Origin of the sequence: Fibrobacter sp. UWR4 (assembly GCF_003149045.1) — a bacterium.
Classification (GTDB): Bacteria; Fibrobacterota; Fibrobacteria; order Fibrobacterales; family Fibrobacteraceae; genus Fibrobacter.
The window spans coordinates 21,979-48,576 of the sequence record NZ_QGDU01000028.1 but is presented as its reverse complement, the minus strand read 5'-3'; the positions used below and the strand labels follow the sequence as shown (position 1 = coordinate 48,576).

The following is a 26,598-nucleotide window of genomic DNA, read 5'->3' as shown; positions in this document are numbered from 1 at the left end:
GAACAATCGGCCGAGAAAACGACTTGGATTTCTCACCCCATTAGAGTATATTTCTAGGCAAGTTAAACAAATTTACTTGGCGACTTAAATTCGCCTTTGTTAAAGAAAGGCGAATTTGCGTATAATAGAAGTTCTTCCACAGGTTATCCATTTGGTGTTGTAAAACGCTTGGATAGGTATGAAACCGGAGTGTTATCCACATTATACCTATGTATGGGTATAAAAAACGAAAAAAAATGCTACTCAGATTTTTTTGTCTACCTATTCGAATCCGGTTGTCTGGAAAAACAGCTGTCTTTGATTTGTCGAGAGGGCGCTAGAAATCATGGTCTTTTGAATGTTTCCAAAGAAGATTTCTTTAATATGTCAGTCCCCGTTCCTTCCTTGAATGAACAAAAAAGAATTGCAGAGTTTTTGCTTGCAAATGAAAAAGAACTATCTCTCCTCAAACAGCAACTTGCCTTATACAAAAAACAAAAGCAAGGCTTAATGCAAAAACTTCTCACCGGCGAATGGCGAGTAAAATAGGTTGTATGGATAAGATTAAATATGCTTTACAAACCGTTTAAAAATGAAGTAGATTTTCTTAGTTTCATCCATTTTGATGAAACATCGGAAAGCATTCATTGGGATTATAAACAATCTTTCAATTCAAATAATTTGGAAGATATAGCCATTGACTTGGCAGCGTTTGCCAATACTTTCGGAGGAATTCTATTAATTGGTGTAGCTGAAACATCGAAAGATGGTCGCAAAGTGGCATCGGGATTTATTCCAAATATTGATATTGAATTTATAAGGAAAAAAATTCATACACAAGTTCGTGATTTGATTTCTCCGAATATCGAAGTTCAAGTTGTTCCGATTGTTGTGAATAGTAATCTTATTGCGGCTGTTAATGTAGAGCCTTCTGTAAATTTAGTGGGCGTATGTCTTAATAGAGATCGTTTGCAATATTGCTTTCCTTATCGTACTGAATTTGGTAATCGATTTATGACATACGAGGATGTGGAAAAAAGAATGATAGACAATAGAAGTCGATCAATGTTTCTCAAATTGAAAAAACATATTGTAGGCAACAATAGTGTTGTTATATACCCAAATCCCAGGGGAGGACGTCCTTCAAAGTGGTTCTTCGAATGGATTGAAAACTCAGATGATGTTTTCAAATTAGTGTATGATAATAAATATTCTGTTAACCTTCCGTTTTCTTCAGTACATGAAGTTTGGCCAGGAGACAATCACACCTGTTTAAGATTGAATCATCAACTGTATTGTGGACAGGATTATATTGATTTTGAAGATTCGGAACGAGTTCAATCTATGAAACTAATGCAATCCATTCTAAATCGATCAAATCGAAAATAGACACTTATGAAATTCAAGTTATCTAATAGATTTTGAATAATTCAATCAGAATTGATTTTATGAACACTCCAGAACTTGATTACAAAGAGATTCCTACATCGCAAATTCCTGCGATGCGTTTGCTTGCGAATTTGGGCTATAAGATTTTGACTCCTGCAGAAGTCAATTTGCAACGCAAGGGAAAGCTGACGAATGTTCTTCTTGAAGATATTCTAATGTCCCAACTGCGCAAGCTGAATTCCTTTACCCATAAGGGAGTCAAGCATGACTTTAGCGAAGAGAACCTGCGCAACGCGATGCTCAAGTTAAAGAACCAGCAGTTCGACGGTCTTGTTCGTACGAACCTGAAAGTTTACGACATGCTGACTCTACCCCAGTCCGAAGAAGAATCGGTGGAAGGCGATAAGCGTAGTTACAATATTCGCTATGTTGACTGGCAGGAACCCGAAAACAATGTTTTCCATGCCGTTGCGGAATATTCCGTAGAGCGTTCCAAGTCAACGAAATGTGCAACCCCAGATATCGTTCTCTTTGTAAACGGAATTCCCTTTGCTGTCATAGAAAATAAGTCCCCCGAAGAAGGTATTGGACAGGGAATTTCACAAATGCTACGGAATCAAAGCAAGGAGTTTATTCCAGGGCTGTTTATATATTGCCAGGCTTTGCTTTCCGTTAGCATGAATGATGCAAAATACGCAACAGTGGGAACTCCTGAAAAATTCTGGAGTTATTGGCACGAACTGGAAATTAAGGACTCCGAAATAGAAAGAACGGTAAACAAGTTCCTTTCGGAAGAGGATGAAGATAGACTTTTTTCTGAGCCAAAATTTAAACCATTCCGCAAAACCTGTAAGCAGACAAAACGCAAGGTCACCGAACAGGATAAATTGATTTACAGTCTTTGCAAGCCATCCCGCCTGTTGGAAATCGCCTATCGCTACACATTGTTTGATGAAGGCAAAAAGAAGATTGCCCGTTATCAGCAATTCTTTGTAGTCCGTTCCGCACTTGAACGCATTCAAAATTTTGATAAAGAAGGTAAACGCAAGGGCGGCCTTGTTTGGCATACGCAAGGTTCGGGCAAGTCTCTTTCCATGGTAATGCTTGCCAAGGGCATTGCACTTACAGCGACATACGATCCGAATACAAATATCAAGAATCCTCGCATAATACTTGTAACCGACAGAACCAATCTGGACAAACAGATTTGTGACACCTTCAAACATTGCGGGCTCGATGTAGAAAAGGCAACCTCTGGCAGGAATCTTTTAGACTTGCTGGGCCCTGATCACTCCGCTGTCGTCACAACCATCATCAACAAGTTTGACAAGGCTCTAAACGTTCGCAATTATACGGAGCCTTCTGACAACATTTTCCTTTTGGTGGACGAGGCTCACCGCACTCAATTCAAGAACCTTAATGCTCGCATGAGGCAGATGCTCCCTAACGCCAGTTACATCGGCTTTACGGGAACCCCGCTGATGAAAAAGGAGAAGAATAACTTTAAAAAGTTTGGCGGCCTTATTGGGCCATCGTACACTATTCGCCAGGCAAACGAAGATGGTGCCGTGGTGCCGCTGCTTTATGAGGGTCGCCATGCAGAACTAAAGCAGGACAAGGAAGCGATTGACCTGTGGTTCGAAAGATATACTGCCGGCTTGACGGATAAGCAGAAGGCCGATCTTAAGAAAAAGTACGCCCGCGCAGATATGCTCAACAAGGCCGAACAAGTCATTTATATGCGGGCCTTTGATATCAGTGAGCATTTCCGAGCAAACTGGCAGGAAACTCCGTTTAAAGCACAGTTGGTAGCCCCGAGTAAAGATACTGCTGTCCTTTATCATGAATTTCTTAAAGAAATAGGCCTTGTATCGTCGGAAGTCATTATTTCGGGTCCAGATGAACGCGAAGGCTACAGCGAGGTTGATGAAGAACCTACCGATCGTGTGGCCAAGTTCTGGAAAAAAATGATGGAAAGATACGGGTCCGAAGAGAACTATAACAATTCCATTATTGATCGTTTTGATTCCGGTAGTGGTCCTGAAATTTTAATTGTATGCGACAAGCTTCTGACTGGCTTTGATGTGGAACGAAATACTGTTTTGTATTTATGCAGAACATTGAAAGAACACACGCTTTTGCAGGCTATCGCTCGTGTAAACCGCCTTTTTGAAGAAGACGGCAAAGAAAAAGAATTCGGTTACATCGTTGATTACGCCAATGTTCGAGACGACTTGGATTCTGCTCTAGCCTTGTATGATTCCCTGGAAGGATTTGACCCAGCAGATCTTGAAGGGGCTTTTACCGACATTTCCTCACAAATAGACAGATTGCCCCAGTTGCATTCTGCTGTTTGGGATATTTTCAAGGGTGTAAAGAACAAGCAAGACCCAGAACAGATGGAACGCCATTTGGCAGATGAAAAACGTCGCAATGATTTCTACAAGGCCTTGCGTGATTTTGGAAAGTGCTTGAGCATCGCAATATCCTCTCAAAAATTCCTTGAAAAGACTCCGAAAAAAGATGTCGATCGTTACCGTCAGGAATTCAGAGCGTTTACAAACCTGCGAGTGTCTGTGAAGCATCGTTATGCCGACGATGTTGACTATAGCGAATATGAACCGAAAATCAAGAAACTGCTGGACACTCATATTAAATCCAATTCCGTAACGCAAACGCAAGCTCCCACAAACATTCTTGACAAATCTTTCCGCCAAGGTTTTCATGACGGCGAGGCTGGTTACGACGCCAGAACTCCGGCTGCCCGCGCCGATGCAATTGCACACGCCTTAAAAAAGTCCATTTCAGAAAAGATGGAAGAGGATCCTGCATTCTACGAAAAATTCTCCAAGATGATTCAGGATGTTATTGATCAGTTCTTGGCACATAAAATTTCCGATGACGCTTATTTGAAGTCTGTAACGGAATTGCAGGAACAGGAACGGAATAAAAAACGCGATGATCTTCCCGAAGAATTGATAGGGAACGATGATGCTGCGGCGTATTACGGCGTAGCTCTGGCAGCCTTTAAAGAAAAAGATAAATGTTCAATAGACGAAGCCAAAAGTTTCGCAGTAAAAGCCGCCCTGTTTATTGACCAAGCTTTTATTGACCATAACAAGGTTCAGTTCTGGGAAGATACGGACGCCCAAAATCGCGTTCGAGACGAACTTGACAACCTGTTGTACGATGAAATTGGAGTTCGTGAAAATCTAGGTTGGTCTAGTGAAAATATTGATGAGTTTGAAGACAGGATTATGAATGTGGCAAGGCGACGCTCTCATGAATAATGAATATCGCATAGCCTATGGTGATCGACAAATTTCCTATCGAATTGCGTTTTGTGAACGAAAGACCATGGAAATTTCTGTCTTGCCTGATCAATCCGTTGAGGTGAAGGCTCCAGTTGGTTCGTCACAAGATCTTGTTGCCGCTAAGGTGAAAAAGCGAGCGGCATGGATCGTTGAAAAACAGGATTGGTTTGCGAAGTTTCCGCAAAAAAGTTCTCCGCGGCAGTATTTGAGTGGCGAAACCCATCTATATTTGGGCCGACGATATCGTTTGAAAATTGAAATTTTGGATGCGTGTGAGCAATGCAATAAACCTGTAAAAATCTCAGGTGGATTCGTCGTTGTTTCTGCAAGGCAGGACAATCCGCATACTGTAAAAAAATTACTAGACGAGTGGTTGCGCGAAAAAGCTGTACTCAACTTCGGAAAAATTCTTGATTTTTACAAGGTAAAATATGCAGTAAAAACGCCCCTGCAAATGCAAGTGCGCTTTATGAAAACTAGGTGGGGTTCGCTTTCCAAAGGGGGAATTCTAACACTCAATTCAAAACTCATCGCAGCACCGAAGGAATGCATTGAATATGTGATCGTTCATGAGTTATGTCATTTGGTTCACAATGATCACGGCAAGGCTTTTTACAGGCTTCTGGAACGCAGAATGCCTGATTGGGAAATGCGAAAGATGAAGTTGGAAGGAGTGAAATGTTAGGGCCCTCTCTAGTTGAAATTTTTGAATAGTTCCCAAATAGTTTCGCCACGCATGGCTAACGCGCGGATGATTATACCTTTTTCCGCAAAAGATGTTCCAATGACGCCGTCAAAGCTTTTGCCCATATCTCGAACTTTTTCTTTGAGTTGGATAAGCATTTCTTTTTCGGGACTGTACGCAAAAAACATTCCGTTATGGGTGTAATTGCCCCAAAAGCCGATTTTCGTGTAATCGAATTTTTTAGGGTCAATCAGGGTGTGGTCGGCAAAGGCTAAATGTTCGCCTACATAAAAGCGACTCTTGCTTTGGAATTTTTCCATGGCGAAAAATTCGCCCATGCCTGTACGGCCACAAGTGAAAATGTCGGTGTAATAAAATGTTGCGGAAGGATGAATCTGGACTCTGGCGGTACTTTGATAATTGCTGCCGGCAAAAGGGATTGCCGGATAGGGCATGTAATTGACGCGGGCGTCGGCCCCGACGTTAATGACGATATCCTTGGAGGCAATTTTTCCGTCGGTATTGAAAACTTTCTCGTAACTCTGAGAAAGAAATGTGGCGTCGCTACCCTCGCCGAATTCAAGCTGCAACGAAAAATGGTCTCCGCCGAGAAGTCCGGCGGAGGCTGCCATCATCATAATGTCTGAGTGTTTTCCGTTGTGGAACGGGTGCATAACCTTGTAAGGGGACGTGTAGAAAGCGTCCCCGATTTCGGTCATGCCATTTCGCAGGCAAGTCTTTATGCGGAGTGTGCTCTGCATAGGTCTCTTGCGGACCAGAGGAGACGTGCTAACCAAATAACGAGTGCAAGTGCCACTACAGAAACACCCAGGAAGGCGTCGTTCAGCATATCAGCTGCTGCAGGGGTAAAGTATTCTGCACCAAGTTCTGCGTATTCAGCGATAGCGTCTACCAGCCACATGAGGGAAGCGCCCCAGAACATGTAGCAGAGGGTGGAATACTTCATGGTGTCCTTGCCATGAGTCTTTATCTGGTTGAACCAGAGAAGGCTTGCAATGATAGCTGCGAAAACGGTAATGAGTAAAGTCATTTTAAGCCCCCTTGGAATGGTTGACTGTTGCGTGGCTGCTTGATGGTTTCCGAACCTTTAGGAATATCAAGGAGGCCGCCCACGCCAATGTGACCATGCAAGCCATCCCAACGCCCACAGTGGACATTTCATGAATCATGACTTGCGAGGATTCGGGATCCTGTGCTGCAGTCAAGAAAGGGTAGAAAGGTTGAATTTCTCCGTGCCAGAAGTGCTCAAAAGCAAGCAGAGCGGAACCGCCCCACAGCAATTTTGATAAACGGCGGGGAGCCTGCAACGGGGCTTTATCGGGGAATTTTTTTTCAACCACCAAAGTGACGGCTGTGGTGATTAACGCCTCTGCGGCAGGAACAACAAAACATGCCATAAGTGACTCCTTTAAAAAATGGTAAATGTTTCGACGGGCTAAATACCTTCAAAAAGAACAGCTTTCTTGATCCATGCGATGACGTCATCTACACCATCCATGCTCATGAGATTTGTGAATAAGTACTTGCGGCCTTCTCGCATCCGTTCGGAATCTCGGGCCATGACCTCAAGGCTTGCGCCTACAAGAGGAGCCAGGTCCGTTTTGTTGATGACTAGCAGGTCGGAACGCATAACGCCGGGACCACCCTTACGGGGAATCTTTTCGCCTTGGGCAACGTCGATAACATAAATGCTTGCGTCGGCCAGGTCGGGGCTGAAGGTGGCCGACAGGTTGTCTCCGCCGCTTTCGATAAAAATAATCTGGACATCTGGAAACTTGCGGGCCATTTCGTCTACTGCTTCCAGGTTCATGGAACAGTCTTCACGAATGGCGGTATGGGGGCATCCTCCAGTTTCTACACCGACGATTCTTTCGGGAGGCAGGGCTGAATTCTTGATTAAAAATTCGGCATCTTCCTTGGTGTAAATGTCGTTGGTTACTACGCAGATGCTGTATTCCTTACTCATCTTGCGGGTAAGTCTTTCAATCAATGCGGTTTTTCCAGATCCAACGGGACCGCCTACGCCAATTTTTACATAACTCATATTTTGCTCATTAACTCATATAAAGTCGGGAATAAAGTTCTTCGTGTTTCATTCCTGCAATATCTATGCCAGTTCCGCCTACGCCCAAGTCATCCATGTCCAGCGTGCAGGCTCGCTGAACGGCTTGGATGATTTTCTTTTGGGAATTGCTTAAAATCTTTTGGCCGACCATTTGACTTAGGGGAATCATCTTGACGCCGTTTGTGACAATGGCGTTTAGCAAGCTGTAGGTGTAAATGCTTGCGGCTTCTTCCTTGTTTAAACCGATGTCGTTTGCGAAGAGTCCGATTGCAATGGCGTGGTTTCCGATGCAAGAGCCATTTTTTAAAACTTCATCTCGATAAAAGTCCAGAGATGGAAAGCAGTTGTTTTTTGCACCTTCAAATTCGCCATAGATTTTTAAAAATCTGCTGCAGAGTTTTTTGGAACCTGTGCGGACTTCTTCCGGTGCTTTTAAGGCCATAGAGAAACTGTCTAAATTTTGAATGTAGTCAAAATCGGCGGCATGATCATAACTGAGCATCATAACGCCTAGATCGTTGTAGGGAAGTACATTCAAAAAGCTAGAAACGTATTCTTGAAGGGTTTCTCCGTTTGTGATGGTCTTGTTAGCAATTAAAGTCTCAAGACCATTGGAGAGTGTGAATGCTCCAATGGGAAAGAGGCTGTCGCAAACCTGAATCATCCGGAGAGTGGCTAGCATATTTAGTACTAATGATGGTGCTCGTGGTGATGACCATGCTCATTATGATCATGACCGTGGCTATGGGGGTGGCCGTTACTTGCGCCGTGTGCCTTGCAGACGATGTAGTCAGAAAAAACATCTTCTACAACCTGAGGGAAAAATCCCAAACGGGCCAGGTATTCGAAGGTGGGCTCGTCATAAGGAATGGTGACATCCTTTTCTGTAATTTGCAGGGAAAGATGCCTGTTACCCAATTCAAATCCAAGGCGCCCCATATCTTCCATAGTCTTGACGGGAATGCGAACCAGCTTTGCCTTGTTGATCTTTACAACGTAAATTTTATCGGGACTGACGGCGAGAACATCGCCATCAGAAAGGGATTCCTCAATCTGAATTCCTAATTCGGTTCCGTCATCGGCAACTTTAAAAATACGATGCTTGTCCAGTTCAAACCATTCGAATGGAATGTCTACCACGGTCTTGGAAGGAACTTCGTTTCCGTGATGGATGTTTCCGAGAATTTTATCGGCAATCATTTTTTGACTCCTTGCAGATTGCTTTTTAGAAAAGGAAGTACCTTCTTGCAAGAGAAAGTTCTGTGGCGGCTTCGCAGGTAATTCTTTCGCCATCCACCTTTACAGTGTAGGTTTCAGGATCTACTTCCAGCTTTGCGATGCGGTCGTTGTGAACCATGTCCTTCTTGCTGATGTTTCGACAGTTGCTTACGGGGAGGACCATTCTTTCGAGGCCCAGTTCTTCCTTGATGCCATTTGCAAAAGCGTATTCCGAAACGAAGGTGATGCAGGTTTTTGCCAAAGCCTTGCCGTGGGCACCGAACATATCGGTATATACAACTGGCTCTGGGGTGGGAATACTGGCATTGGCATCGCCCATTTTGGATGCGCAAATAAAACCGTTTTTCAGGATCATTTCGGGCTTGGCTCCGAACATGTCGGGACGCCAAAGGACAAGGTCTGCGATTTTGCCAACCTCTACGGAACCAACGTACTTTGAAATGCCGTGGGTAATGGCCGGGTTGATGGTATACTTGGCAATGTAACGCTTGATGCGATTGTTGTCGTTGCGTTCGCAGTCTGTTTCGAGAGTGCCGCGCTGTTTTTTCATTTTGTCTGCGGTTTGCCAAGTGCGGGTGATCACTTCACCTACGCGGCCCATGGCCTGAGAATCAGAACTCATCATGGAGAAAATTCCCATGTCGTGAAGGATGTCTTCGGCGGCGATGGTTTCCGGACGGATTCGTGAATCGGCAAAAGCTACGTCTTCCTTATTGTTCTTGTCCAGATGGTGGCATACCATCAACATGTCCAAATGTTCGTCAATGGTATTTCTGGTGAAGGGCATTGTCGGATTTGTTGAAGAAGGCAAGACATTTTCGAAGGCGGCTGCGCGAATGATGTCGGGAGCGTGTCCACCGCCAGCACCTTCCGTATGGTAGGTGTGGATGGTGCGTCCCTTAAAGGCTGAGATGGTATCTTCTACGAAGCCGCCTTCGTTTAATGTATCCGTGTGGATGGAAACCTGGACGTCGAATTCATCCGCGACGCCTAGGCAAGTGTCAATAGCCTTGGGAGTGGAACCCCAGTCTTCGTGAAGCTTCAGGCCTGCAGCTCCTGCACGCACCTGTTCTCTCAAGGTTTCTGCACAGGACCCATTTCCCTTGCCGAGGAAGGCTAAGTTGACAGGCAAATCTTCTGCAGCTTCCAGCATCTTGTGAATGTTGAATGCGCCGGGCGTACAAGTGGTAGCGTTGGTTCCGTCAGCAGGGCCTGTGCCGCCACCAATCATGGTGGTGACGCCGCTATAAAGAGCTGTACGAACTTGCGTGGGAGAAATAAAGTGAATGTGAGTGTCGATACCGCCGGCAGTCAAGATCAGGCCTTCGCCAGCAATGGCTTCGGTGGAACTGCCGATGATCATGCCTGGGGTAACGCCATCCATCATGTGGGGGTTGCCGGCTTTTCCGATGCCAGCAATTTTTCCGTCCTTAATGCCAATATCGGCCTTGAAAATTCCAGTGGCGTCAATGACAAGCGCGCTTGTAATGACAGTGTCTAGGCATTCGTCATCCTTAAAGGGCGCTGCCTGGCCCATGCCATCACGCAATGATTTTCCGCCACCGAATTTGGCTTCGTCACCGTAAACACAATAATCCTTTTCTACTTCTACAATAAGGGAGGTATCTGCAAGACGGATGCGGTCGCCTACGGTGGGACCGTACATTTGAGCGTAATCTTTTCTGGAAATCTTGTACATGTTAAGCTCCCGTAAAACCAGAGGTTGATGCTCTGCCAAATGCAGCCGTTTTTACGAATTCATCATCCATAGGGCCTTCTACTAGACCGTTCAATCCATGACCTTCGCGGCTACCACCGATTTCAACCAGGTTTACGGTCTTTGTTTCGCCGGGTTCAAAACGTACTGCGGTTCCCGCGGGTACATCAAGACGCATGCCATAGGCTGCCATGCGATTGAAATCCAGTTTTTTGTTGACTTCAAAGAAGTGAAAATGGGAACCTACTTGAACTGGGCGATCTGCCGTATTGGTAACATCTAGAGTAAGTGTTCTCTTGCCCGCATTCAGTTCGATGAAACCTTCCTCCACGAGAACTTCGCCAGGAATCAATTTCCCGGTAGCAGGAATTGGATCGTGTACGGTAACCAGCTTTGTTCCGTCAGGGAATGTGGCTTCCAGCTGAACTTCATGAATCATTTCTGCGACGCCGTCCATCACCTGTTCGGCAGTCAGCATCTTTCGACCCTCGGACATCAATTCTGCAACGGTCTTGCCATCTCGAGCCAATTCCAATAACTTGCTGGAAATGTAGGCGATGGCTTCCGGATAATTCAGTTTCAGTCCGCGTTGCAGTCTTTCGCTTGCAACAATGCCTGCATAGTGCAGCATCAACTTTTCGGTTTCTCTAGGAGTTAAATGCATAATTAATCCGTCATCAATTTTTGGACTTCAGCCTTGTCACAAAGGGATGTTTCCCTGTGGAAAATGATGTTTCCCTTTTCCATGATGTTGATGTAGTGGCTGTTTTCCATAACGAAATCCAGATACTGTTCCACCAGCAAAACGGTAATGCCCTTCCATTCGTTAATCTTACGGATGGCGCGGCCAATGTCGTTAATGATGGATGGCTGGATACCTTCGGTAGGTTCGTCAAGAATCAAAATTTTTGGGTCCTGCACTAGGGCGCGTGCGATGGCAAGTTGCTGTTGCTGACCGCCGGAAAGGTCGCCACCGCGGCGTTTGGCGAATTTGGGCAGGATAGGAAACAGGTCGTAGAGATATTCGGGAATCTTGTTCTTACCCACCTTTTCTCCACGGCCAAGAATGGGCTGTATGCCCAATTCCAGATTTTCCTGGACAGTCATCTGCGGGAAAATATCTCGACCTTGCGGGACGTAGCCAATGCCGCAGCGTACACGTTCGTAGGCGGGAAGTTTTGCGATTTCCTTTCCGTCAAAAACAAGAGATGTTTCGGGGCCCGTCTTTACTAGCCCCATAATGCTCTTTAGTGTGGTGCTTTTTCCAACGCCGTTTCGACCGATGAGGCTTACGATTTTTCCTTTAGGGATGTCCAGGCTCAAACCTTCAATGACTCGGCTTTCCCCATAATAGGAATCCATGTTTTTCAAATAAAGCATAATTATTCTCCACCACGACCCAGGTAAACTTTCTGCACGGTAGGATCGGCAAGAACTTCCGTTACGCTGCCTTCCATCAGAATTTTTCCTTCATGAAGGACTGTCACCTTGTCGGCAACCTGCTTCACGAAATCCATATCGTGTTCAATAACGATGACGGTACAATCCTTCTTGATTTCCTTCAGGATTTCTCCGGTTTTAAATGTTTCTGGCTTGCCCATGCCGGCGGCGGGTTCATCCAGCATAATGACTTCCGGCTTTTGCACCAGCTGCATTGCGATTTCGAGCCATTGCTTCTCGCCGTGAGCCAAAGCTCCTGCGCGCCATTGACGTTTGTCGGCAAGGCCCACTTTCTGCAGAGTGGCATCGATGTTATCCAACTCTTCCTTCTTGGGCTTGCGCAGAATGGTGTCCATAATTCTCTTGCCTTTTTTCAGGGAGAGAATCATGTTTTCTTCCACAGTCAGGTTTACAAACACCGAGGGAACCTGGAATTTTCTGCCGATTCCAAGCCAGACGATCTTGTATTCCTTCATTCCCGTCAAGGTTACGGGTTCCTTGTACATAGGATGGTAAACCACATTGCCTTGGGTGGGTTTAGTTTTGGCGCAGATAATGTCAAGTAATGTTGTTTTCCCTGCACCATTGGGGCCAATGAAGAAATGAATTGTATTTCTCTTGACTTTTGTGTTTACATCGGTTAGAGCATAAAACCCATCAAAGCAAACAGAAACATGGTTGATATCCAATACAGATTCTGAAAGCTGTGCGATTTTGATAGGTGCGGGGTTCTTGGCAAGAAGTTCTTCTTTTGATACGATTTCGTTTTGCATAAAAACTCCTTAGACCTTTTTGAACAGAGAAGGAACCTTGTCGCGAACTAAGCCTACGATGCCGCCCTTGAAGAACAGAATGGTAACGCAGAAAAGGACGCCGATGATGTACTGCCAAATTTCTACAGTGCTTCCGGAACTCAAATTGTATTCGCAGATGTTAATGAAGAAGGCTCCGATGACTGCGCCGATAATGGTTCCGCGTCCACCGATGGCCACCCAGATCACCATGCCGATGGAGTAGGTGATGGTCATCTGGGAAGGAGTGATACATCCATTGAAGTTGACAAAGATTGCGCCTGCAATGCCTGCGAAAATAGCGGAGAGAACGTAGATGAAAGTCTTGTAGCGACTTACAGGATATCCAGAGAAGTAAGTCCTGTTTTCGCCATCGCGAATGGCAATCAGAACCTTACCGAACTTACGTTCTACAAGGAATTTGGAAAGTGCGTAAACAGCGATCAAGGCGATGAGGGACACATAAAATAGAAGGAACATGTTTCCCTGATTGGCGCTGCCTTTGATGCTTCCAAAGATGGACTTGATCTCTGTAATGCCTACGTTTCCGTTGGTATAGGGAGACATGGCGATGAACAGGGAGCAAGCTGCCCAAGTAAGAGCCTGAGAAATAATGGAGAAGTACACGCCCTTTACGCGATTCTTGAAAATAAAGTACCCTACAATCCAGGCAACTACGGCAGGTGCAATAATCACCAGCAAAAGGCTTCCCGGAGAAAGTGTAAAAGGAACCCAAATCAGAGGCATCTCGGTAAGGCCACCGATGTGCATGAAATCGGTCAAATGGCCGCCAGTTGCCTGCATTTTCAGGTACATGGCCATGGCATATCCACCCAGGGCGAAATACAATCCGTGTCCGAGACTCAAGATTCCTGTATAGCCCCAGATTAAGTCGATACCGATGGCCACAATGGCGAAACTAATGCACTTGCCCAGGAACAAAATGGTGGAACCGCCGCTTACGACGCCCATCATCAAAAGGACGGGCATCATGGCGAGAATAAAAACGATAATTCCAAAAGTGATGTTGGATCCGTGTCTTTCGAAAAGTCTTAATGCTTTCATATTTGTACCAGTAATCCTTATTCGTTAAACCTTAATCCAAATTTCTGCTCTTGATAACGAACAGTCCCTGAGGTCTCTTTTGCAGGAATACAATCACAATCAGCAATACCACGGCCTTGGCGATGGTGGAGGAAGTGTAGTTTTCGGTAAAGATGGAACTGATGCCGATGATGCCGGAGCCGATGACTGTTCCGATCAAATTTCCAACGCCTCCGAGAACAACTGCCATGAAGGAGTTGACGATATAGCTTTGTCCGACAGTAGAGTCAATGGAGCCGAGAAGTGCTACGGAGCATCCTGCGATACCTGCAAATCCAGAGCCCATTGCGAAAGTCAAGTTGTCCACCTTGCGGGAATTGATGCCCATGCACTGTGCCATGGGGCGATTTTGCATGACGGCTCGCATCTGGTGACCAAAATTGGACTTGTACATCACAAGCCAAACGGCACCCATGCAAAGAGCTACCAGCAAGATGATGAAAATTCTGTTATAGGAGAAAGTGCATTCTCCGAGAGTGATGCCGCCACTTAAAAAGGAAGGAGCCGTAACGTTCACACCCTGGGATCCAAAAATGGAGCGTGCGCCTTGTTGTAAAATCAAGCTGATGCCCCATGTGGCTAAAAGGCTGTCGATTTCACGACCGTACAGTCTTGAAATCACGAATTTTTCAAGAAGACTTCCTAGCCCGAATGCGACGCCAAATGCGGCGATGATGGCTACGAAGTAATAGAGTCCGCCAATAGATTCTGGCAGGAACTTGGCGAAAAGCTGCTGGACCACAAAAGTCATGTAAGCGCCGATCATGACGAATTCACCATGGGCCATATTGATTACGCGCATGACGCCAAAGGTAATGGCTAGGCCAAGCGAAGTCAGCAAAATAATGGAGCTGAGACTCAAGCCGTTAAAAAGGATGTTGATGGTCTGTTCCAAGGTGTCCTCGGTCCGGTTGCGTTTAGTTTTTGAAGTTGTTGAATGAAGTGTGGAAATAAAAGGTGGCGGGCCCAGAGACCCGCTTCCCTTTATAGAATGCAAGCGAAAAGCCTGCGGTCTTTATGAGGATGGGTATATTTTAGTTCAGCGGCTGGAGACCTGCCTTCACTGCCCAATCATAGGTGGTCAGGTAAGGATCCGGTGCAACAGGAGCTGCGGTGGCGTAAACTTCCTTGATGAGACCATCTTCGGAAACTTCACCCACGCGGACAGGCTTTGCAAGGTGCTGGCTCTTGCCGTCGATAGCCACAACGCCTTCCGGAGCCTTGTAAGAAATGGAACCGGACTTGATTGCTGCAAGAACTGCATCCACTTCAAAGCTCTTTGCTGCCTTCACAGCTTCTGCCCACAGATAAACTGCGTCATAAGCAGCTTCTGCCGGGTCGGAGGTTACGCGGTTTGCGCCGAACTTTTCCTTGTAAGCAGCAACGAATGCAGTGTTTTCAGGAGTGGAGGTGGTCTGGTAGTAGTTCCAGGAAACCAGATGACCCTTCAAGATGGCGGGGCCGATGGTTGCTACTTCTTCTTCAGCAATGGAGAAGGACATGGTCATGTATTCCTTGCTGGAGTAGTTCTTTTCGGACATCTGCTTGAAGAAGGAAACGTTGCCGGTACCGTTCAAGGTGTTCACGATAACATCAGGCTTTGCGGCTTCGATCTTTGCGATGATTGCTGCGAAGTCGGTCTGATCCATGTCTGCGTATTCTTCGCCGACCACGGAAATGCCTGCAGCCTTAGCCTGAGCGTTGATGATCATGTTGGCGGTGCGGGGGAACACATAGTCGGAACCCAGCAGGAACAACTTCTTGTATCCCTTGGAAATCAAGTATTCAATAGCCGGAACAATCTGCTGGTTAGGAGCGGCACCGGTGTAGACAATATTCGGAGACATTTCCATACCTTCGTACTGTACCGGGTACCAAAGCAGGGACTTGTATTCTTCAAAAATGGGCTTTACAGCCTTGCGAGAAGAAGAGGTCCAGCAGCCGAAAACGGTAGCGACCTTTTCGATGTCGATCAACTTTTCTGCCTTGGTTGCAAAAGTTGATGGTTCGGAAGCGCCGTCTTCTTCGACAAAAACAATCTGCTTTCCGAGAACGCCGCCGGCCTTGTTGATTTGTTCGATGGCCAAAACTTCGGCGTCACGGACGGACTTTTCGCTGATGGCCATAGGGCCGGTCAGAGAGTGAAGCAAGCCCACCTTTACGGTTGCGGATTCTGCAGCCTTTTCTTCGTTGCAACCCATGAGGCCAAAGGCGCCCAGGACTACAGCGCTAGCTGCAATGGTGGATAGGAACTTGCGTGCGATATTCATAGGGGTCTCCTTGTTGGTTTCGCCCTACCAAATGCAAAAGCCGTGCCAAAGTTTTAATTGCAGGACAGGTTTGCCATTCTAACCCAGTGAATTAAAGAATTTTAAAACATTGCGAAGGAAAGAATCTAGAATGCAGTTTTAGATAATTTTCGTGTAACAATTTCGTAGATACATTTTTTGAATATGTTACAGAAATTGTTTGTAAAAGTTGCTAGATAAATATGTTTTCTTCGTTTAAGAAGTCCTAGGATTTACATTTTTGTTTCATTTCTTGTAAAAGACGGCCGATTCGAATAAATTTGACGTTTTTTATCCGCTATGGCACGCATTTTGCGAATGTCCCAACAGAAAACTATGGAGGTGGTTTGGAATGCAATAGGAGTACATCTCCCGCGTTCCTAATCACTAACCACTAATCACTGACTACTATCCTATGAATACCGCAGAAGTTTTAATCCGTTGTCTTGAAAATGAAGGTGTCAAGTATATCTTTGGAATCCCTGGCGAAGAAACCTTGGAGTTGATGGAGGCCATCAAGAATTCCTCCATCCGTTTTATTACGGTCCGTCATGAGCAGGGGGCGGCCTTTATGGCGGATGTCTATGGTCGTTTGACAGGTAAGGCGGGCGTTTGTCTTTCTACTCTGGGTCCTGGCGCTACAAACTTGGTGACTGGCGTGGCCGATGCCAATTCCGACGGTGCGCCCCTCATTGCCATAACAGGCCAGGTGGGTACCGAACGCATGCACTTGACCAGCCATCAGTACCTGGATCTGGTGAACATGTTTACGCCGATTACCAAGCGCAGCAAGCAGGTGGTCCGTCCGGACACGGTGAATGAAATTGTCCGTATTGTTTTCAAGTATGCCGAAATGGAAAAACCGGGCGCTTGTCATATTGACTTGCCTTGTAACATTGCGGCCATGGAAGTGGCGGGAGAGGTGGCTCAGGCGCCTCTGAAGCATCACCGCGAAAATATGGTGTATGCCAGCGATGATGTTTTGAGGTCGGTGGCTGCCATGATTTCCGAAGCCAAGCGTCCTGTGATTCTTGCAGGCCATTCTGCGGTTCGTAACGGTGCTTCCGATGCCCTTACCAAGTTTGCCTCTACTGCGAAGATTCCTGTGGTCAGCACCATGATGGCCAAGGGCGTGATTCCTTGCGACAACACTTATTCCATGTGGTGTATCGGTATTCCCCAGAAGGATTACCAGAACTACATCATGGAACAGTCCGACTTGGTGATCGCCATTGGTTACGACGTTGTGGAGTACGCTCCCGCAAGGTGGAATCCCACCGGCGACAAGCCCATTGTCCATATTGACGAAACGCCTAACCACATCAATAAATTCTATCAGCCCATCGAAGAAGTCATCGGAAACATTTCCGCATCCCTGTTGTCCCTATGCTGCATGTGCCGCAGGACCTCCGATCCGGAATGGGCTTTGTACATTCGTGAGAAGATGGCTGCAGACCACGCCCGCTATGACTTGGATAAGAGTTTCCCGCCCAAGCCCCAGAAGATTCTTCACGACATTCGAATCGTCATGGGGGAGGACGACATCCTTCTTTCGGATGTGGGCGCTCACAAGATGTGGATCGCTCGTCAGTACCACTGCTATCATCCCAACACTTGCATTATTTCCAACGGTTTCGCTACCATGGGGATTGCGGTGCCGGGGGCCATTGCGGCAAAGCTTCTGAATCCCGAAAAGAAGGTGCTTGCGGTTACAGGCGATGGCGGCTTCATGATGAACAGCCAGGAACTGGAAACGGCTTACCGCGAAAAAATTCCTTTCGTAACGCTGGTGTTTACTGATGGCAACTACGGCCTCATCAAGTGGAAGCAGGAAGAACGCTACGGCGATAGTTACGCCATCGATTTCACCAACCCGGATTTCGTGAAGTACGCCGAGTCCATGCACCTGAAGGGCTACCGCATCGAACGCACTGAGGACATTATTCCCACGTTACGCGAAGCCTTCGAACAAGATGTACCCTCCATCATCGAGTGCCCGGTGGATTACTCCGCCAACATGGAACTGTCTGAACGACTGAAAAATTTAAAAGTTTAACAACAAAGGAAAAACAAATGCACTACTCCCACAAACTTCTGTCTGGAATCACGGAATCCGCAGGGGTCCCTGTAGATTCCTCCTCCATCACCTTGACTCCCAACGTGGTCACCGGTCACGCTGTAGTCTACCGCCATGCAGGTCTTAAGTCCCGCCCCGTGACCGAAGAATCTCACGGCAAGAATCAGTGGTAGTGGCTACTAGAAACTCCCTCAATCGAACAAAAGGGCCCTCGGCGAATGCCGGGGGCTTTTTCTGTATAGGCGGAACGGTGGGCGGAATAAAAAAGAAACACCCCGCTTGCGCGAGGTGTCTCCAAATGTTCCAGTTGTCGTTGGATCAACTCTAGCGTTAGCGAGAGTAGTATTCCACAACCAGCTGTTCCTGCAGCTGAACGGGGATCTGGTCGCGGAGCGGAAGCTTCACGAGAGAGCCCTGCATCTTGCCGGCATCAACGGTCAGATATTCAGGAACGGTTGCACCTGCTGCCAGGGCTTCCTTGATCTGAACGTGTTCCTTAGACTGTTCGCGAACTGCAATCACGTCACCAGCCTTGAGCTGACGAGACGGAGAGAAGCTGCGGACGCCGTTCACGGTGAAGTGACCGTGTGCAACGTACTGACGAGCAGCAAAGATGGTGCGAGCGAAGCCCATGCGGAGCACTGCTGCGTCCAGACGGGTTTCGAGCAAGATCATCAGGTTATCACCAGCAGAACCGGCGCGACGGTTTGCTTCGGCATAAGCCTTAGCAAGCTGAGCTTCGGAAATGTTGTAGGTGAAGCGAAGACGCTGCTTTTCGACGAGCTGCTGCTTGTACACAGAAGCGGACTTCTTGCGGTTCTGACCATGCTGGCCAGGTGCAAAATGACGACGGTCGAGAGCCTTCTGAGTCTTCTGAGAAACAGCAAGGTCCAGGGAACGGGCAACCTTGCCCTTAGGTCCACGGAAAGAGGACATATTAACCTCGTTAAAGGAAGCTCTTTGGTTAACACGTATGTTGGTAGAGCTTAACACGACATACGCTAAGTTGTGACCCATATATAGAAAATCTTGACAGGAATTTCAACCCGAGAAGGGAAGACTTGCACCCGAGGAGTGCCTTTTAGTAGGAAGTAGACGGTTGTTGGCTTTTTTCTGTACTTCCTACTTCCCATTTCCTACTTCCTACTTCCTACTTCCTACTATATTGTATACCATGAATTGGAATGAACCGCAACTGATTGACATCCCCATCGTTCATGATGAACGTGGCAACCTTAGTGTTGTGGAGGGTGGCCAGCTGGTCCCCTTTGATATTAAGCGAGTTTATTATCTCTACGACGTTCCGGGTGGATCCACTCGCGGCGGTCATGCCCATCGGAAACTCCGCCAGCTGATTTTTGCTGCCAGCGGCAGTTTTGACGTGGTTCTGGATAACGGCAAAACCCGTCAGAAGTTCCAGTTGAACCGTTCCTACAAGGGCTTGTACATTCCCACCATGACCTGGCGTGAAATCGAGAATTTCTCCTCCGGCGCCGTGTGCATGGTCTTGGCTTCAGAACATTACGATGCCGAAGATTACATCTACGAATACGAAGACTTCTTGAAGGAAGTTAAATGATGCAAAAGGGGGACCACCCCTTGCTTCATTGTGGGACTAGAATTTTTTGGTGAAGGTTACGTTGACGCAGGGCTTTGCGCCAAAGGCTTCCTTGAATCGATAGAGGTTTTCGTTGAGGATGTCGCCGTGTTCTTCGGTGGAGATTCCCCAGGAAAAATTGGTGTAGCCTTCCTCGGCAGCTTCGCGCATGGCGTACACATGCATTGCTGTAGTGTGGTGGAACAAATCAAAACTTTCGTCCGCAGAAATATACTGGTCGTGAACCACACCTGTTTTCGGGAACAGGAACTGCATCATGCCGCAGATGTAGCGATTGTCCAGCCAAAGGCTCTTGAACCGAATGCTCTTCTTGATTCGTTTCTTTAAATCCAAAAGTTCTGCCAAGGAGTGGACCGGCTTGGTTTGATGCTTGGCCTTGGAAATTTCAAGGAACTTGTAGAACGTGGCGAAATCTTCTTCGCTTTCCAGATCACGGTAAGTGAGCTTGTAATTCTCGCTGGCTGCAAACTGATGACGGTGCTTTGCATCGCAACGTTCCAGGGGATCTTCGCCTTTCTTGATGGGTGTACTGCAGCTCAGTTCCGTGTGGCGCTGATAGCCGAGATGTTCCAAAATATATTCAAGCAGGTCAGGGCTTTCTTCGGAGAAAAGGGCTGGCGTAACTTTGAGACGAACTTCAGAAAAATTCTGTGACAAGTAAGCGTCGGCTTCGGAAAGGACTTCCTGAATTTTTGCGCCATTGTAAAAAGGCTTGCCCATAATGGGTCCACCAAAAGTGGATCCCGCGTGGGAAATGAATGCAGGCTTTTCATTTACGTTGCCAACAATTTTTACACCGGGAAAATAGGCTGCGATGATCCCACTTTTTTGTAGGGCGAAACCTGCTTCGTCGAAACGGCCCTCGGGATGATAGTTCAAGAAACGCCTGCTTTGCAGGAATGTTCCGTTCACGGAATCCTGGTTCACAAAGCGGTCTAGGCGACTATCCAATTCCTTGGTGTAGGGCAAAATTTCGTACATGTCCTTAAAGTAGAAAAACACGGCGATTTAAATTGTATCTGTTTCATGGAATTTGCTACTTTACACTATATGATTCAAGTTCCCTATTATCCTTTAAAGCGTGTGGTAGATTCCTATCATGGACGCTTGCAGCAGGCAACTTCCCGTGTGGTGGAATCTGGCTGGTTCATTCGTGGCGAGGAATGTCGCAAATTCGAGGCAAGTTTTGCTGAATATTGCGGTGCCAAATTCTGCGTCGGGGTAGGGAATGGTCTGGAAGCTCTTTCCTTGATTTTGAAGGGCTACATTGAACTCGGCCGATTGGAACCGGGTGATGGAGTCATTGTTCCTAGCAATACATTTATCGCAACCTGGCTTGCTGTAAAGGCAGCCGGACTTGTACCGTTCCCGGCAGAACCGGATAAGGATACGTGTGTACTGTCCTTGCTTTCGGTTGAAAATGCATTTACCAATGCAAGACTGAGCGGTGTTGCTGTCAAGGCAATTCTTGCGGTTCATCTATATGGCCGCCTTTGCCCCATGGACCGAATCCGTGCCTATGCGGAAGATCGAAACTTGCTTTTGCTGGAAGATGCCGCCCAGGCCCATGGTGCTGCCATGAATATGCCTTGCGTTGACGGATCTCAAAAGGTGTGCCGTGCCGGAAATCTGGGCGACGCTGCTGGCTTCAGTTTTTATCCGGGTAAGAACTTGGGTTCCCTTGGTGATGCAGGTGCCGTGGTGACCAACGATGAAAAACTTGCTGCCGTAGTCCGCATGCTGGCGAACTATGGATCCGAGAAAAAGTACGTTCACGAGTATGTGGGCGAAAATTCCCGCCTGGACGAAATGCAGGCCGCAGTTCTGTCCGAAAAACTTCCAAGCCTGGATGGGGAGAATACCCGCCGTGGCGAAATCGCCAAGCGGTATCAGACTGAAATTAAGAATCCCTTGATTCGCTTGCCTGCGTCAGCCGACGCCAATTGTGTGTGGCATATTTTTGCAGTACACTGCGAACGTCCCGATGGCTCCAGCTGCCGCGACGAACTTCGCGAACATCTGGCGAAACTGGGGGTCGAAACCCTCATCCATTACCCTACGCCGCCTCATCTGCAAAAGGCTTTCTCTGACGCTTATGGAATGGTGGAATATCCTGTTGCAGAATGTTTGGCCCGTGAAGAATTGAGCTTGCCTCTTCATCCCTTTATGAGCGATGAAGAAATTCAGGCTGTTATTGATGGCGTCAACAGTTTTAAGGTGGATTGTTAATGTTTATGAAGAGTTTTCTGGGCTCCGGGGCTGTAACCGCGTTCAATGCCTTGCGGGCTTTTGCCATCAACAAATTGCTGGCGATCTTCCTGCCGCCTGCCGCTTTTGCCTGCGTGGGACAGTTCATGAACTTGCTTTCCATCGGACAGGCGACCTCTAGCCTTGCTCTCCAGAATGGTTGGACGAGTCTTTCTGCACAAAATAAGAATAATGACAAGGAACTGTTGGGAATTTGGCATGGTGGTTTTAGGCTCACTACCTTTGCCACCTTGTTTACGGCAATTGCCGCGGTGCTCTTCTGCTTCATGGCTCCCCTGGAAAGTCTTTTCCCGGGAATGAACACTCGGCTGGTCCAGGCGGCTATCCTGTTCGCCTTGCCCGGCATTCTGTCCACGAACATCATTACTATTACAGCTGCCGTAATGAATGGGCTGGGGGAGAACAAGAAGTGGGCTCTCATCAATATGGTCACTTCCATGTGGCAAATTATCTGGGTCGCCTTCTTCCTTTATTCCGGCCGACTTTCCGTTCTTTCCATTATTGCGACCCAGTCTATTGTTGCCGCCTTCTTTGCAATCCGTGTGGCAAGCCAGGCTGGCTTTAGCCTGAAGAGAATCTGGTCGACTGCTGCGGATGTTCGCGGGCCTTGGCTGTCCTATGCTCTGATGGGGCTGGTTCCCATGATCTTAAGCCCTGTGGTGCTGACCGTTATTCGAACCTCCGTGGCTTCCAATTTTGGAAATGATGCCACCGGTATTTGGCAGAGCGTATGGAAAGTTTCCGACTTCTTGTTCATGATGATGTCTGCCATTTTGACGGTAATTATTTTACCGAAGGTATCAGCCAAACAGACTCGTCAGGAATTCCTCAAACTTTTCAATCCCTTGCTTTTGCGTGTCATGGGGATTTCCCTGGTAATGGTTGTGGCTCTTTATTTCTGCCGCGGGATTCTAGTGCAAGTACTTTTTTCCAGGGCCTATATGGGTGCCGCCGATTACCTGCTGTATCAGTTGGTTGGGGACTTCTTCAGGACTGGCGGTTTCGCTCTTGCTCTGGTTCTGATTGCCCGTCAGGAAACCAAGAAATTCCTTACGGTAGAAATTCTGGCTGAAGTCTTTTTGGCGGTTTCCTCTGTAGTGTGCATGCAGATGAAGTCTTTTGAATTTAATGGCCCCATGGTGGGCTATGCTATGGAAAATCTGCTGTACTTTATCGCTATGTTCTTTATGGTCCGGAGGGTAAAGTGGAATCCGTAACAACCCCTCAGGTATCGGTGCTGCTGGCAAGCTACAATCATGAAAAGTTTGTGGAAGCCGCAGTCCGTTCTGTCATGGAACAGAGGGGCGTTTCATTTGAACTGATTGTGGTGGACGACGGTAGCTCCGACCGTTCCCCTGAAATCTTGAAGCGTCTGTCCGAAGAACTGGGCTTTAGGTTTGTGCATCGTCCCAACAAAGGTGTTGTAGCGACATGCAATGAATTGCTCTCCTATGCTCGCGGAAAATTTTACTGCACGTTCTCCTCTGACGACATCATGCCTCCGGATCGCCTGGCGAAGCAGTCTCAGTTTCTGGAAAGTCGCCCTCAGGCAGTAGCCTGCTTTGGACAGGTCAAGCCAATGACTGCCGATGGCGTTGTGGGGGATGATTTGGACCCTCAGTTTCTGAAGGCTGTTCCTGAAATTGATTTTGAGACGTTCTTCCTAGGGGAAAAGGGACTTCACGGTTGTGCGGAAATGTTCCGTACGGAAAACGTTCGTGGCCTTGGCGGTTACGACTCCCGGTTCTTCTTTGAGGATTATCCGCTGTACCTGCGGGTCCTGTATGAATTTGGACCGCAGCCGGTTTCTCCGGATATTGAATGCTGTTACTACCGGGATCACGGGAATAATATGCATGCCAATCATAACCGCATGTACGGGGAATTTCTGAAAATAATAGAACTGTACAAGGAACACGAGCTTTATTCACGGGCGGTAAAAGTCTGGAAGGCTCGCTGGTTCTCCGCCCTGGCTTATGAACAGAAATGGGAAGCGCTGAAACGTCTTCCCCAATTGGCTAGCTTTACTGGACCGTTCTTGAAACGCTTGCCAAAACTTTTTATTCCGTCATTCCTGTTAAAACACTAGCTCATGATTTCCGTCTGCATTGCGACATATAATGGATCCGCCTATATCAGGCAACAGCTGGAGAGTATCCTTTCCCAGCTGCCCGAGAATGCTGAAGTTGTGGTGGCAGATGACGGCTCTACGGATGGGACTCTGGATGTGATTGCAGCCGTGGGGGATGGCCGTGTACGAATTCTCCCGCAGTCGGAGCACCTGGGACCTACGTACAATTTTGAACGTGCCCTTCGGGAAGCCAAGGGCGATGTGATTTTCCTGTCGGATCAGGACGATTTCTGGATTCCGGGTAAAGTTCCTCAGATGTTGTCTGCTCTGGAAAATTCCGTCCTGGCCGTTCATGATGCAAATTTCATGGATGGGGAAGGCAAGCCTATTGCCACCTTAGGGACCATGTGGAAGGAACGTCCCTACAAGTCCGGTGTGTTCGCCAACTGGCTCAAGAATACTTATACAGGTTGCTGCATGGCGTTTCGTCGGGAACTGCTGGAAAAGGCCTTGCCGTTCCCGAAGGGTTTGCCCATGCATGACCAGTGGTTGGGGCTGATGGGTGAACGTCACTTTTCTGTGGTGGCTGTAAAGGAATGCCTGATCCAGTATCGAATTCATGAAAAAAATGCCACCCAGCTGGTGGGCGGCAAATCTCGTGGTCTAGTGCAGCGCGTTAAGTGGCGCTTGGCTCTGCTACGAAGCCTCCTGCATTGACAAATTCCTGCCAGCCCATTTGGACAAAAGCGCCTGCGCGGGTTAAATCTCCCTGGGCGGTTTCGTAGTCCTTCAGGATGCGGCTCCATTCAGAAACGTCTCGCTTGAATTTTACATCTTTATGGATGCGTTTGTACAGCATGTCCTGTTTCCACTGGGCGGCTTCTCCCAGGAACTTGCAGGAAACGTCCAGGGCGTCGAGGTAGGCGGGGACGGCGTTCAGGAAAGTCTTCTCGAAATCCTTGGACTTGCCCTTGGCTTGTGCCACCAGGTTCTTCTGGTTAATGACTGTTTTGCGAAGTTCGCTCATGAGGCGGACGATACGCTCGAAATCCACCTGCGGCCAAAACATGGAGAATGGCCACATTTTCTTCCAGTGGAACTTGAACATGGATTCGTGGGCGGTGTTTTTTGCGCGCAGAAGTTCCTTCAGGTTCTCGAAGATGATCTGGGAGGGGAGTTTTTTCTGTTCAGTGGTTTCGTTCATGGGCAAAAATATAGCAATAACCCCTATTTTTATAAAAGTTAACTTGCAGTTTTGTTGTAAGGAATTATATTCTATGCAGAAATCTTTTAAAAAGGAAACCTATGAATAACGAAGAACTTGAAACCGTGGCTACGGAATCCGATGCAGCAGAAACTGCAGCAAAGGCTCCCGCTAACATGAAGAAGTTTAAGATCCTGCTCATTGCCGATATCGTCCTGATTGTCGGTCTGTTCATCTTGATGATGTGCATGAAGAGCTCTTACGAAGAACAGGCCAAGTCCTCCTACGACACCCAGATGACTGCGTACAAGACTTCCGTTGACGAAGTTCGTTTCGAATTGTGGAAGTCCGTGGACCAGTACAACATGGCTTGGAATCTGGTCTATGCTACCCTGAATAGCGACAAGTCCCTCGCTTCTTTCCAGGCAAATGTGAAGGCTGTGGAAGAAAACAAGGATGCTCGTCTTACTCAGTTGAATTACATCTACAAGAACGCTCTCTTGAACATGTACAACTCCGAAACCATCATCAACAAGGCTCTGGCTGAATATGGTGAACGTGGTCTTGCTGAATCCTTCCTAGTAAAGGACGAAGCAAACGTCAAGGAAGTTGCTTGCGGTAAGGGTTGCGTGGTGACCTTTAATTTCGACGGCAAGAAGCTGAAGTCCGTTGATTACGAAGCACTCAAGAAGATCAACATGACCGAAGCATTTAAGGTGGGCGAACCGGCCCCGTTCCACTTTGAATAGGAGATCGAATAATGAACGTTAAAGTTTTTTCCATCGTTTTTACTTGCGTAGCCGCTCTCCTCTTGGTGATGATTCTTGTTCAGAAGAATGGCTATGCCTCTCAGGCAAATGACGCTTATGCCAAGAGCAGCGGCGCCTACCAGAAGTATGGTTCTAGCACTCTCGAATACGTAAGCACCAACATCATGCTTTCCAAGCAGGTTTGGGCTGTTGCTTGCGGTGTTGCCGAAAAGGGTGTAAAGACCTCCAGTGATATTAAGGCCATCGAACGTGCCGTAGCTCCTTCCGTAAAGGGCTCCGACAATTTCAAGACCCTGGTTCACCGCTTCGAAATCGCTCCCAGCTACTTCATTGAAGCTTCCTTCAAGAGCATTTCCGAAGACAAGAAGACTAACCTGAAGACTCTCGCCGGCTATTCCGGCCTGAACATCTCCGCTCTCCAGGGCAATCCTTCTGCAGCAGCTGCTGAAGAAGAACTGGACGAAGATGAAGAAGGCGAAGAAGAAGTGGCTGAAGAAGCTCCGGCACCTGCTCCCAAGAAGGCTGCTAAGGGTAAGAAGGGCAAGAAGCGTAAGTAAT

General features: G+C 47.3%; 29 protein-coding genes. 13 read left to right on the top strand and 16 right to left on the bottom strand.

Features of this window, described 5'->3' with window-relative positions; all coding sequences use genetic code 11:
• Nucleotides 1–213: 213 nt before the first annotated feature.
• From BGX12_RS11640 to BGX12_RS11625, 4 genes are read left to right on the top strand one after another with little or no spacing between them, the layout of a single operon-like run.
• Complete coding sequence (locus BGX12_RS11640) at nt 214–528, top strand: restriction endonuclease subunit S (RefSeq protein WP_158278236.1); 315 nt, start codon at nt 214–216, stop codon at nt 526–528.
• Between the two features lie 21 nt (nt 529–549).
• Entirely contained in the window at nt 550–1,368 is an 819-nt protein-coding gene (locus BGX12_RS11635; protein ID WP_109736224.1) for a helix-turn-helix domain-containing protein, read from the top strand.
• 59 nt (nt 1,369–1,427) lie between these two features.
• A complete protein-coding gene (locus BGX12_RS11630) occupies nt 1,428–4,658 on the top strand; it encodes a type I restriction endonuclease subunit R (RefSeq protein WP_199220767.1) in 3,231 nt (1,076 codons plus the stop codon).
• Nucleotides 4,651–5,367, top strand: a complete 717-nt coding sequence (locus tag BGX12_RS11625; RefSeq protein WP_109736229.1) for a M48 family metallopeptidase — start codon at nt 4,651–4,653, stop codon at nt 5,365–5,367. The genes BGX12_RS11630 and BGX12_RS11625 overlap by 8 nt, the downstream gene beginning before the upstream one ends.
• Before the next feature lie 8 nt (nt 5,368–5,375).
• On the opposite strand, the gene BGX12_RS11620 is transcribed toward BGX12_RS11625, so the two are convergent.
• From BGX12_RS11620 to urtA, 13 genes are all read right to left on the bottom strand, one after another.
• Nucleotides 5,376–6,086: an urease accessory protein UreD gene (locus tag BGX12_RS11620; RefSeq protein WP_158278235.1), complete on the bottom strand. Its 711-nt coding sequence runs from the start codon at nt 6,084–6,086 to the stop codon at nt 5,376–5,378.
• Between the two features lie 20 nt (nt 6,087–6,106).
• Complete coding sequence (locus BGX12_RS11615; protein ID WP_109736222.1) at nt 6,107–6,418, bottom strand: hypothetical protein; 312 nt, start codon at nt 6,416–6,418, stop codon at nt 6,107–6,109.
• 1 nt (nt 6,419) lies between these two features.
• The gene (locus BGX12_RS11610; protein ID WP_088665851.1) at nt 6,420–6,785 is read right to left on the bottom strand and encodes a hypothetical protein; all 366 of its coding nucleotides are present in this window, start codon (nt 6,783–6,785) and stop codon (nt 6,420–6,422) included.
• Nucleotides 6,786–6,823: 38 nt separating this feature from the next.
• Nucleotides 6,824–7,432, bottom strand: a complete 609-nt coding sequence (gene ureG / locus BGX12_RS11605; protein ID WP_109736221.1) for an urease accessory protein UreG — start codon at nt 7,430–7,432, stop codon at nt 6,824–6,826.
• A gap of 10 nt (nt 7,433–7,442) precedes the next feature.
• Complete coding sequence (locus BGX12_RS11600; RefSeq protein ID WP_109736220.1) at nt 7,443–8,135, bottom strand: urease accessory protein UreF; 693 nt, start codon at nt 8,133–8,135, stop codon at nt 7,443–7,445.
• Between the two features lie 8 nt (nt 8,136–8,143).
• Nucleotides 8,144–8,653 (bottom strand): urease accessory protein UreE, encoded by a 510-nt coding sequence (locus BGX12_RS11595; protein ID WP_158278234.1) that lies wholly within the window; start codon nt 8,651–8,653, stop codon nt 8,144–8,146.
• A 25-nt stretch (nt 8,654–8,678) separates the two neighbouring features.
• Nucleotides 8,679–10,391 (bottom strand): urease subunit alpha, encoded by a 1,713-nt coding sequence (gene ureC, locus BGX12_RS11590; RefSeq protein ID WP_109736218.1) that lies wholly within the window; start codon nt 10,389–10,391, stop codon nt 8,679–8,681.
• Nucleotide 10,392: 1 nt separating this feature from the next.
• Entirely contained in the window at nt 10,393–11,073 is a 681-nt protein-coding gene (gene ureA, locus BGX12_RS11585) for an urease subunit gamma (protein WP_073160180.1), read from the bottom strand.
• Nucleotides 11,074–11,075: 2 nt separating this feature from the next.
• Nucleotides 11,076–11,789: an urea ABC transporter ATP-binding subunit UrtE gene (gene urtE / locus BGX12_RS11580; protein ID WP_073160182.1), complete on the bottom strand. Its 714-nt coding sequence runs from the start codon at nt 11,787–11,789 to the stop codon at nt 11,076–11,078.
• 2 nt (nt 11,790–11,791) lie between these two features.
• Nucleotides 11,792–12,622 carry an urea ABC transporter ATP-binding protein UrtD gene (gene urtD, locus BGX12_RS11575; protein ID WP_109736217.1) on the bottom strand — a complete coding sequence of 277 codons (831 nt, stop codon included), beginning with the start codon at nt 12,620–12,622 and terminating at the stop codon, nt 11,792–11,794.
• 9 nt (nt 12,623–12,631) lie between these two features.
• Nucleotides 12,632–13,705, bottom strand: a complete 1,074-nt coding sequence (gene urtC, locus BGX12_RS11570; protein WP_109736216.1) for an urea ABC transporter permease subunit UrtC — start codon at nt 13,703–13,705, stop codon at nt 12,632–12,634.
• A 31-nt stretch (nt 13,706–13,736) separates the two neighbouring features.
• Entirely contained in the window at nt 13,737–14,639 is a 903-nt protein-coding gene (gene urtB, locus BGX12_RS11565) for an urea ABC transporter permease subunit UrtB (protein ID WP_109736215.1), read from the bottom strand.
• Between the two features lie 139 nt (nt 14,640–14,778).
• Nucleotides 14,779–15,945 (bottom strand): urea ABC transporter substrate-binding protein, encoded by a 1,167-nt coding sequence (gene urtA, locus BGX12_RS11560; protein WP_346348701.1) that lies wholly within the window; start codon nt 15,943–15,945, stop codon nt 14,779–14,781.
• Between the two features lie 502 nt (nt 15,946–16,447).
• Between urtA and BGX12_RS11555 the strand changes: the two genes are divergently transcribed.
• Nucleotides 16,448–18,088, top strand: coding sequence for an acetolactate synthase large subunit (locus tag BGX12_RS11555; RefSeq protein ID WP_109736214.1), 1,641 nt, complete (start codon nt 16,448–16,450; stop codon nt 18,086–18,088).
• 17 nt (nt 18,089–18,105) lie between these two features.
• Nucleotides 18,106–18,282, top strand: coding sequence for a hypothetical protein (locus tag BGX12_RS15540; RefSeq protein WP_158278233.1), 177 nt, complete (start codon nt 18,106–18,108; stop codon nt 18,280–18,282).
• 157 nt (nt 18,283–18,439) lie between these two features.
• Here the strand turns inward: BGX12_RS15540 and rpsD are convergent, their stop codons facing one another.
• Nucleotides 18,440–19,045, bottom strand: coding sequence for a 30S ribosomal protein S4 (rpsD, locus tag BGX12_RS11550; protein ID WP_109736213.1), 606 nt, complete (start codon nt 19,043–19,045; stop codon nt 18,440–18,442).
• Nucleotides 19,046–19,283: 238 nt separating this feature from the next.
• Here rpsD and BGX12_RS11545 point away from each other — a divergent pair, with 238 nt between their 5' ends.
• Nucleotides 19,284–19,688 (top strand): FdtA/QdtA family cupin domain-containing protein, encoded by a 405-nt coding sequence (locus BGX12_RS11545; protein WP_109736228.1) that lies wholly within the window; start codon nt 19,284–19,286, stop codon nt 19,686–19,688.
• A gap of 36 nt (nt 19,689–19,724) precedes the next feature.
• On the opposite strand, the gene BGX12_RS11540 is transcribed toward BGX12_RS11545, so the two are convergent.
• Nucleotides 19,725–20,708, bottom strand: coding sequence for a GNAT family N-acetyltransferase (locus BGX12_RS11540; RefSeq protein WP_109736227.1), 984 nt, complete (start codon nt 20,706–20,708; stop codon nt 19,725–19,727).
• 69 nt (nt 20,709–20,777) lie between these two features.
• Here BGX12_RS11540 and BGX12_RS11535 point away from each other — a divergent pair, with 69 nt between their 5' ends.
• Genes BGX12_RS11535 through BGX12_RS11520 form a run of 4 tightly spaced genes read left to right on the top strand, consistent with a single transcriptional unit; the run spans nt 20,778 to nt 24,783 of the window.
• Entirely contained in the window at nt 20,778–21,956 is a 1,179-nt protein-coding gene (locus tag BGX12_RS11535) for a DegT/DnrJ/EryC1/StrS aminotransferase family protein (RefSeq protein ID WP_109736212.1), read from the top strand.
• 5 nt (nt 21,957–21,961) lie between these two features.
• Nucleotides 21,962–23,212, top strand: coding sequence for an O-antigen translocase (locus tag BGX12_RS11530; protein ID WP_233246378.1), 1,251 nt, complete (start codon nt 21,962–21,964; stop codon nt 23,210–23,212).
• The gene (locus BGX12_RS11525; RefSeq protein WP_109736210.1) at nt 23,200–24,084 is read left to right on the top strand and encodes a glycosyltransferase family 2 protein; all 885 of its coding nucleotides are present in this window, start codon (nt 23,200–23,202) and stop codon (nt 24,082–24,084) included. The genes BGX12_RS11530 and BGX12_RS11525 overlap by 13 nt, the downstream gene beginning before the upstream one ends.
• Nucleotides 24,085–24,087: 3 nt before the next feature.
• Entirely contained in the window at nt 24,088–24,783 is a 696-nt protein-coding gene (locus tag BGX12_RS11520) for a glycosyltransferase family 2 protein (protein ID WP_109736209.1), read from the top strand.
• Here BGX12_RS11520 and BGX12_RS11515 read toward each other — a convergent pair.
• Complete coding sequence (locus BGX12_RS11515) at nt 24,743–25,270, bottom strand: hypothetical protein (RefSeq protein ID WP_109736208.1); 528 nt, start codon at nt 25,268–25,270, stop codon at nt 24,743–24,745. The two genes, BGX12_RS11520 and BGX12_RS11515, sit on opposite strands and share 41 nt — an antisense overlap.
• 101 nt (nt 25,271–25,371) lie before the next feature.
• Here BGX12_RS11515 and BGX12_RS11510 point away from each other — a divergent pair, with 101 nt between their 5' ends.
• Nucleotides 25,372–26,019 carry a hypothetical protein gene (locus BGX12_RS11510; protein ID WP_109736207.1) on the top strand — a complete coding sequence of 216 codons (648 nt, stop codon included), beginning with the start codon at nt 25,372–25,374 and terminating at the stop codon, nt 26,017–26,019.
• A gap of 11 nt (nt 26,020–26,030) precedes the next feature.
• Nucleotides 26,031–26,597, top strand: a complete 567-nt coding sequence (locus tag BGX12_RS11505) for a hypothetical protein (protein ID WP_109736206.1) — start codon at nt 26,031–26,033, stop codon at nt 26,595–26,597.
• Nucleotide 26,598 lies beyond the last annotated feature (1 nt).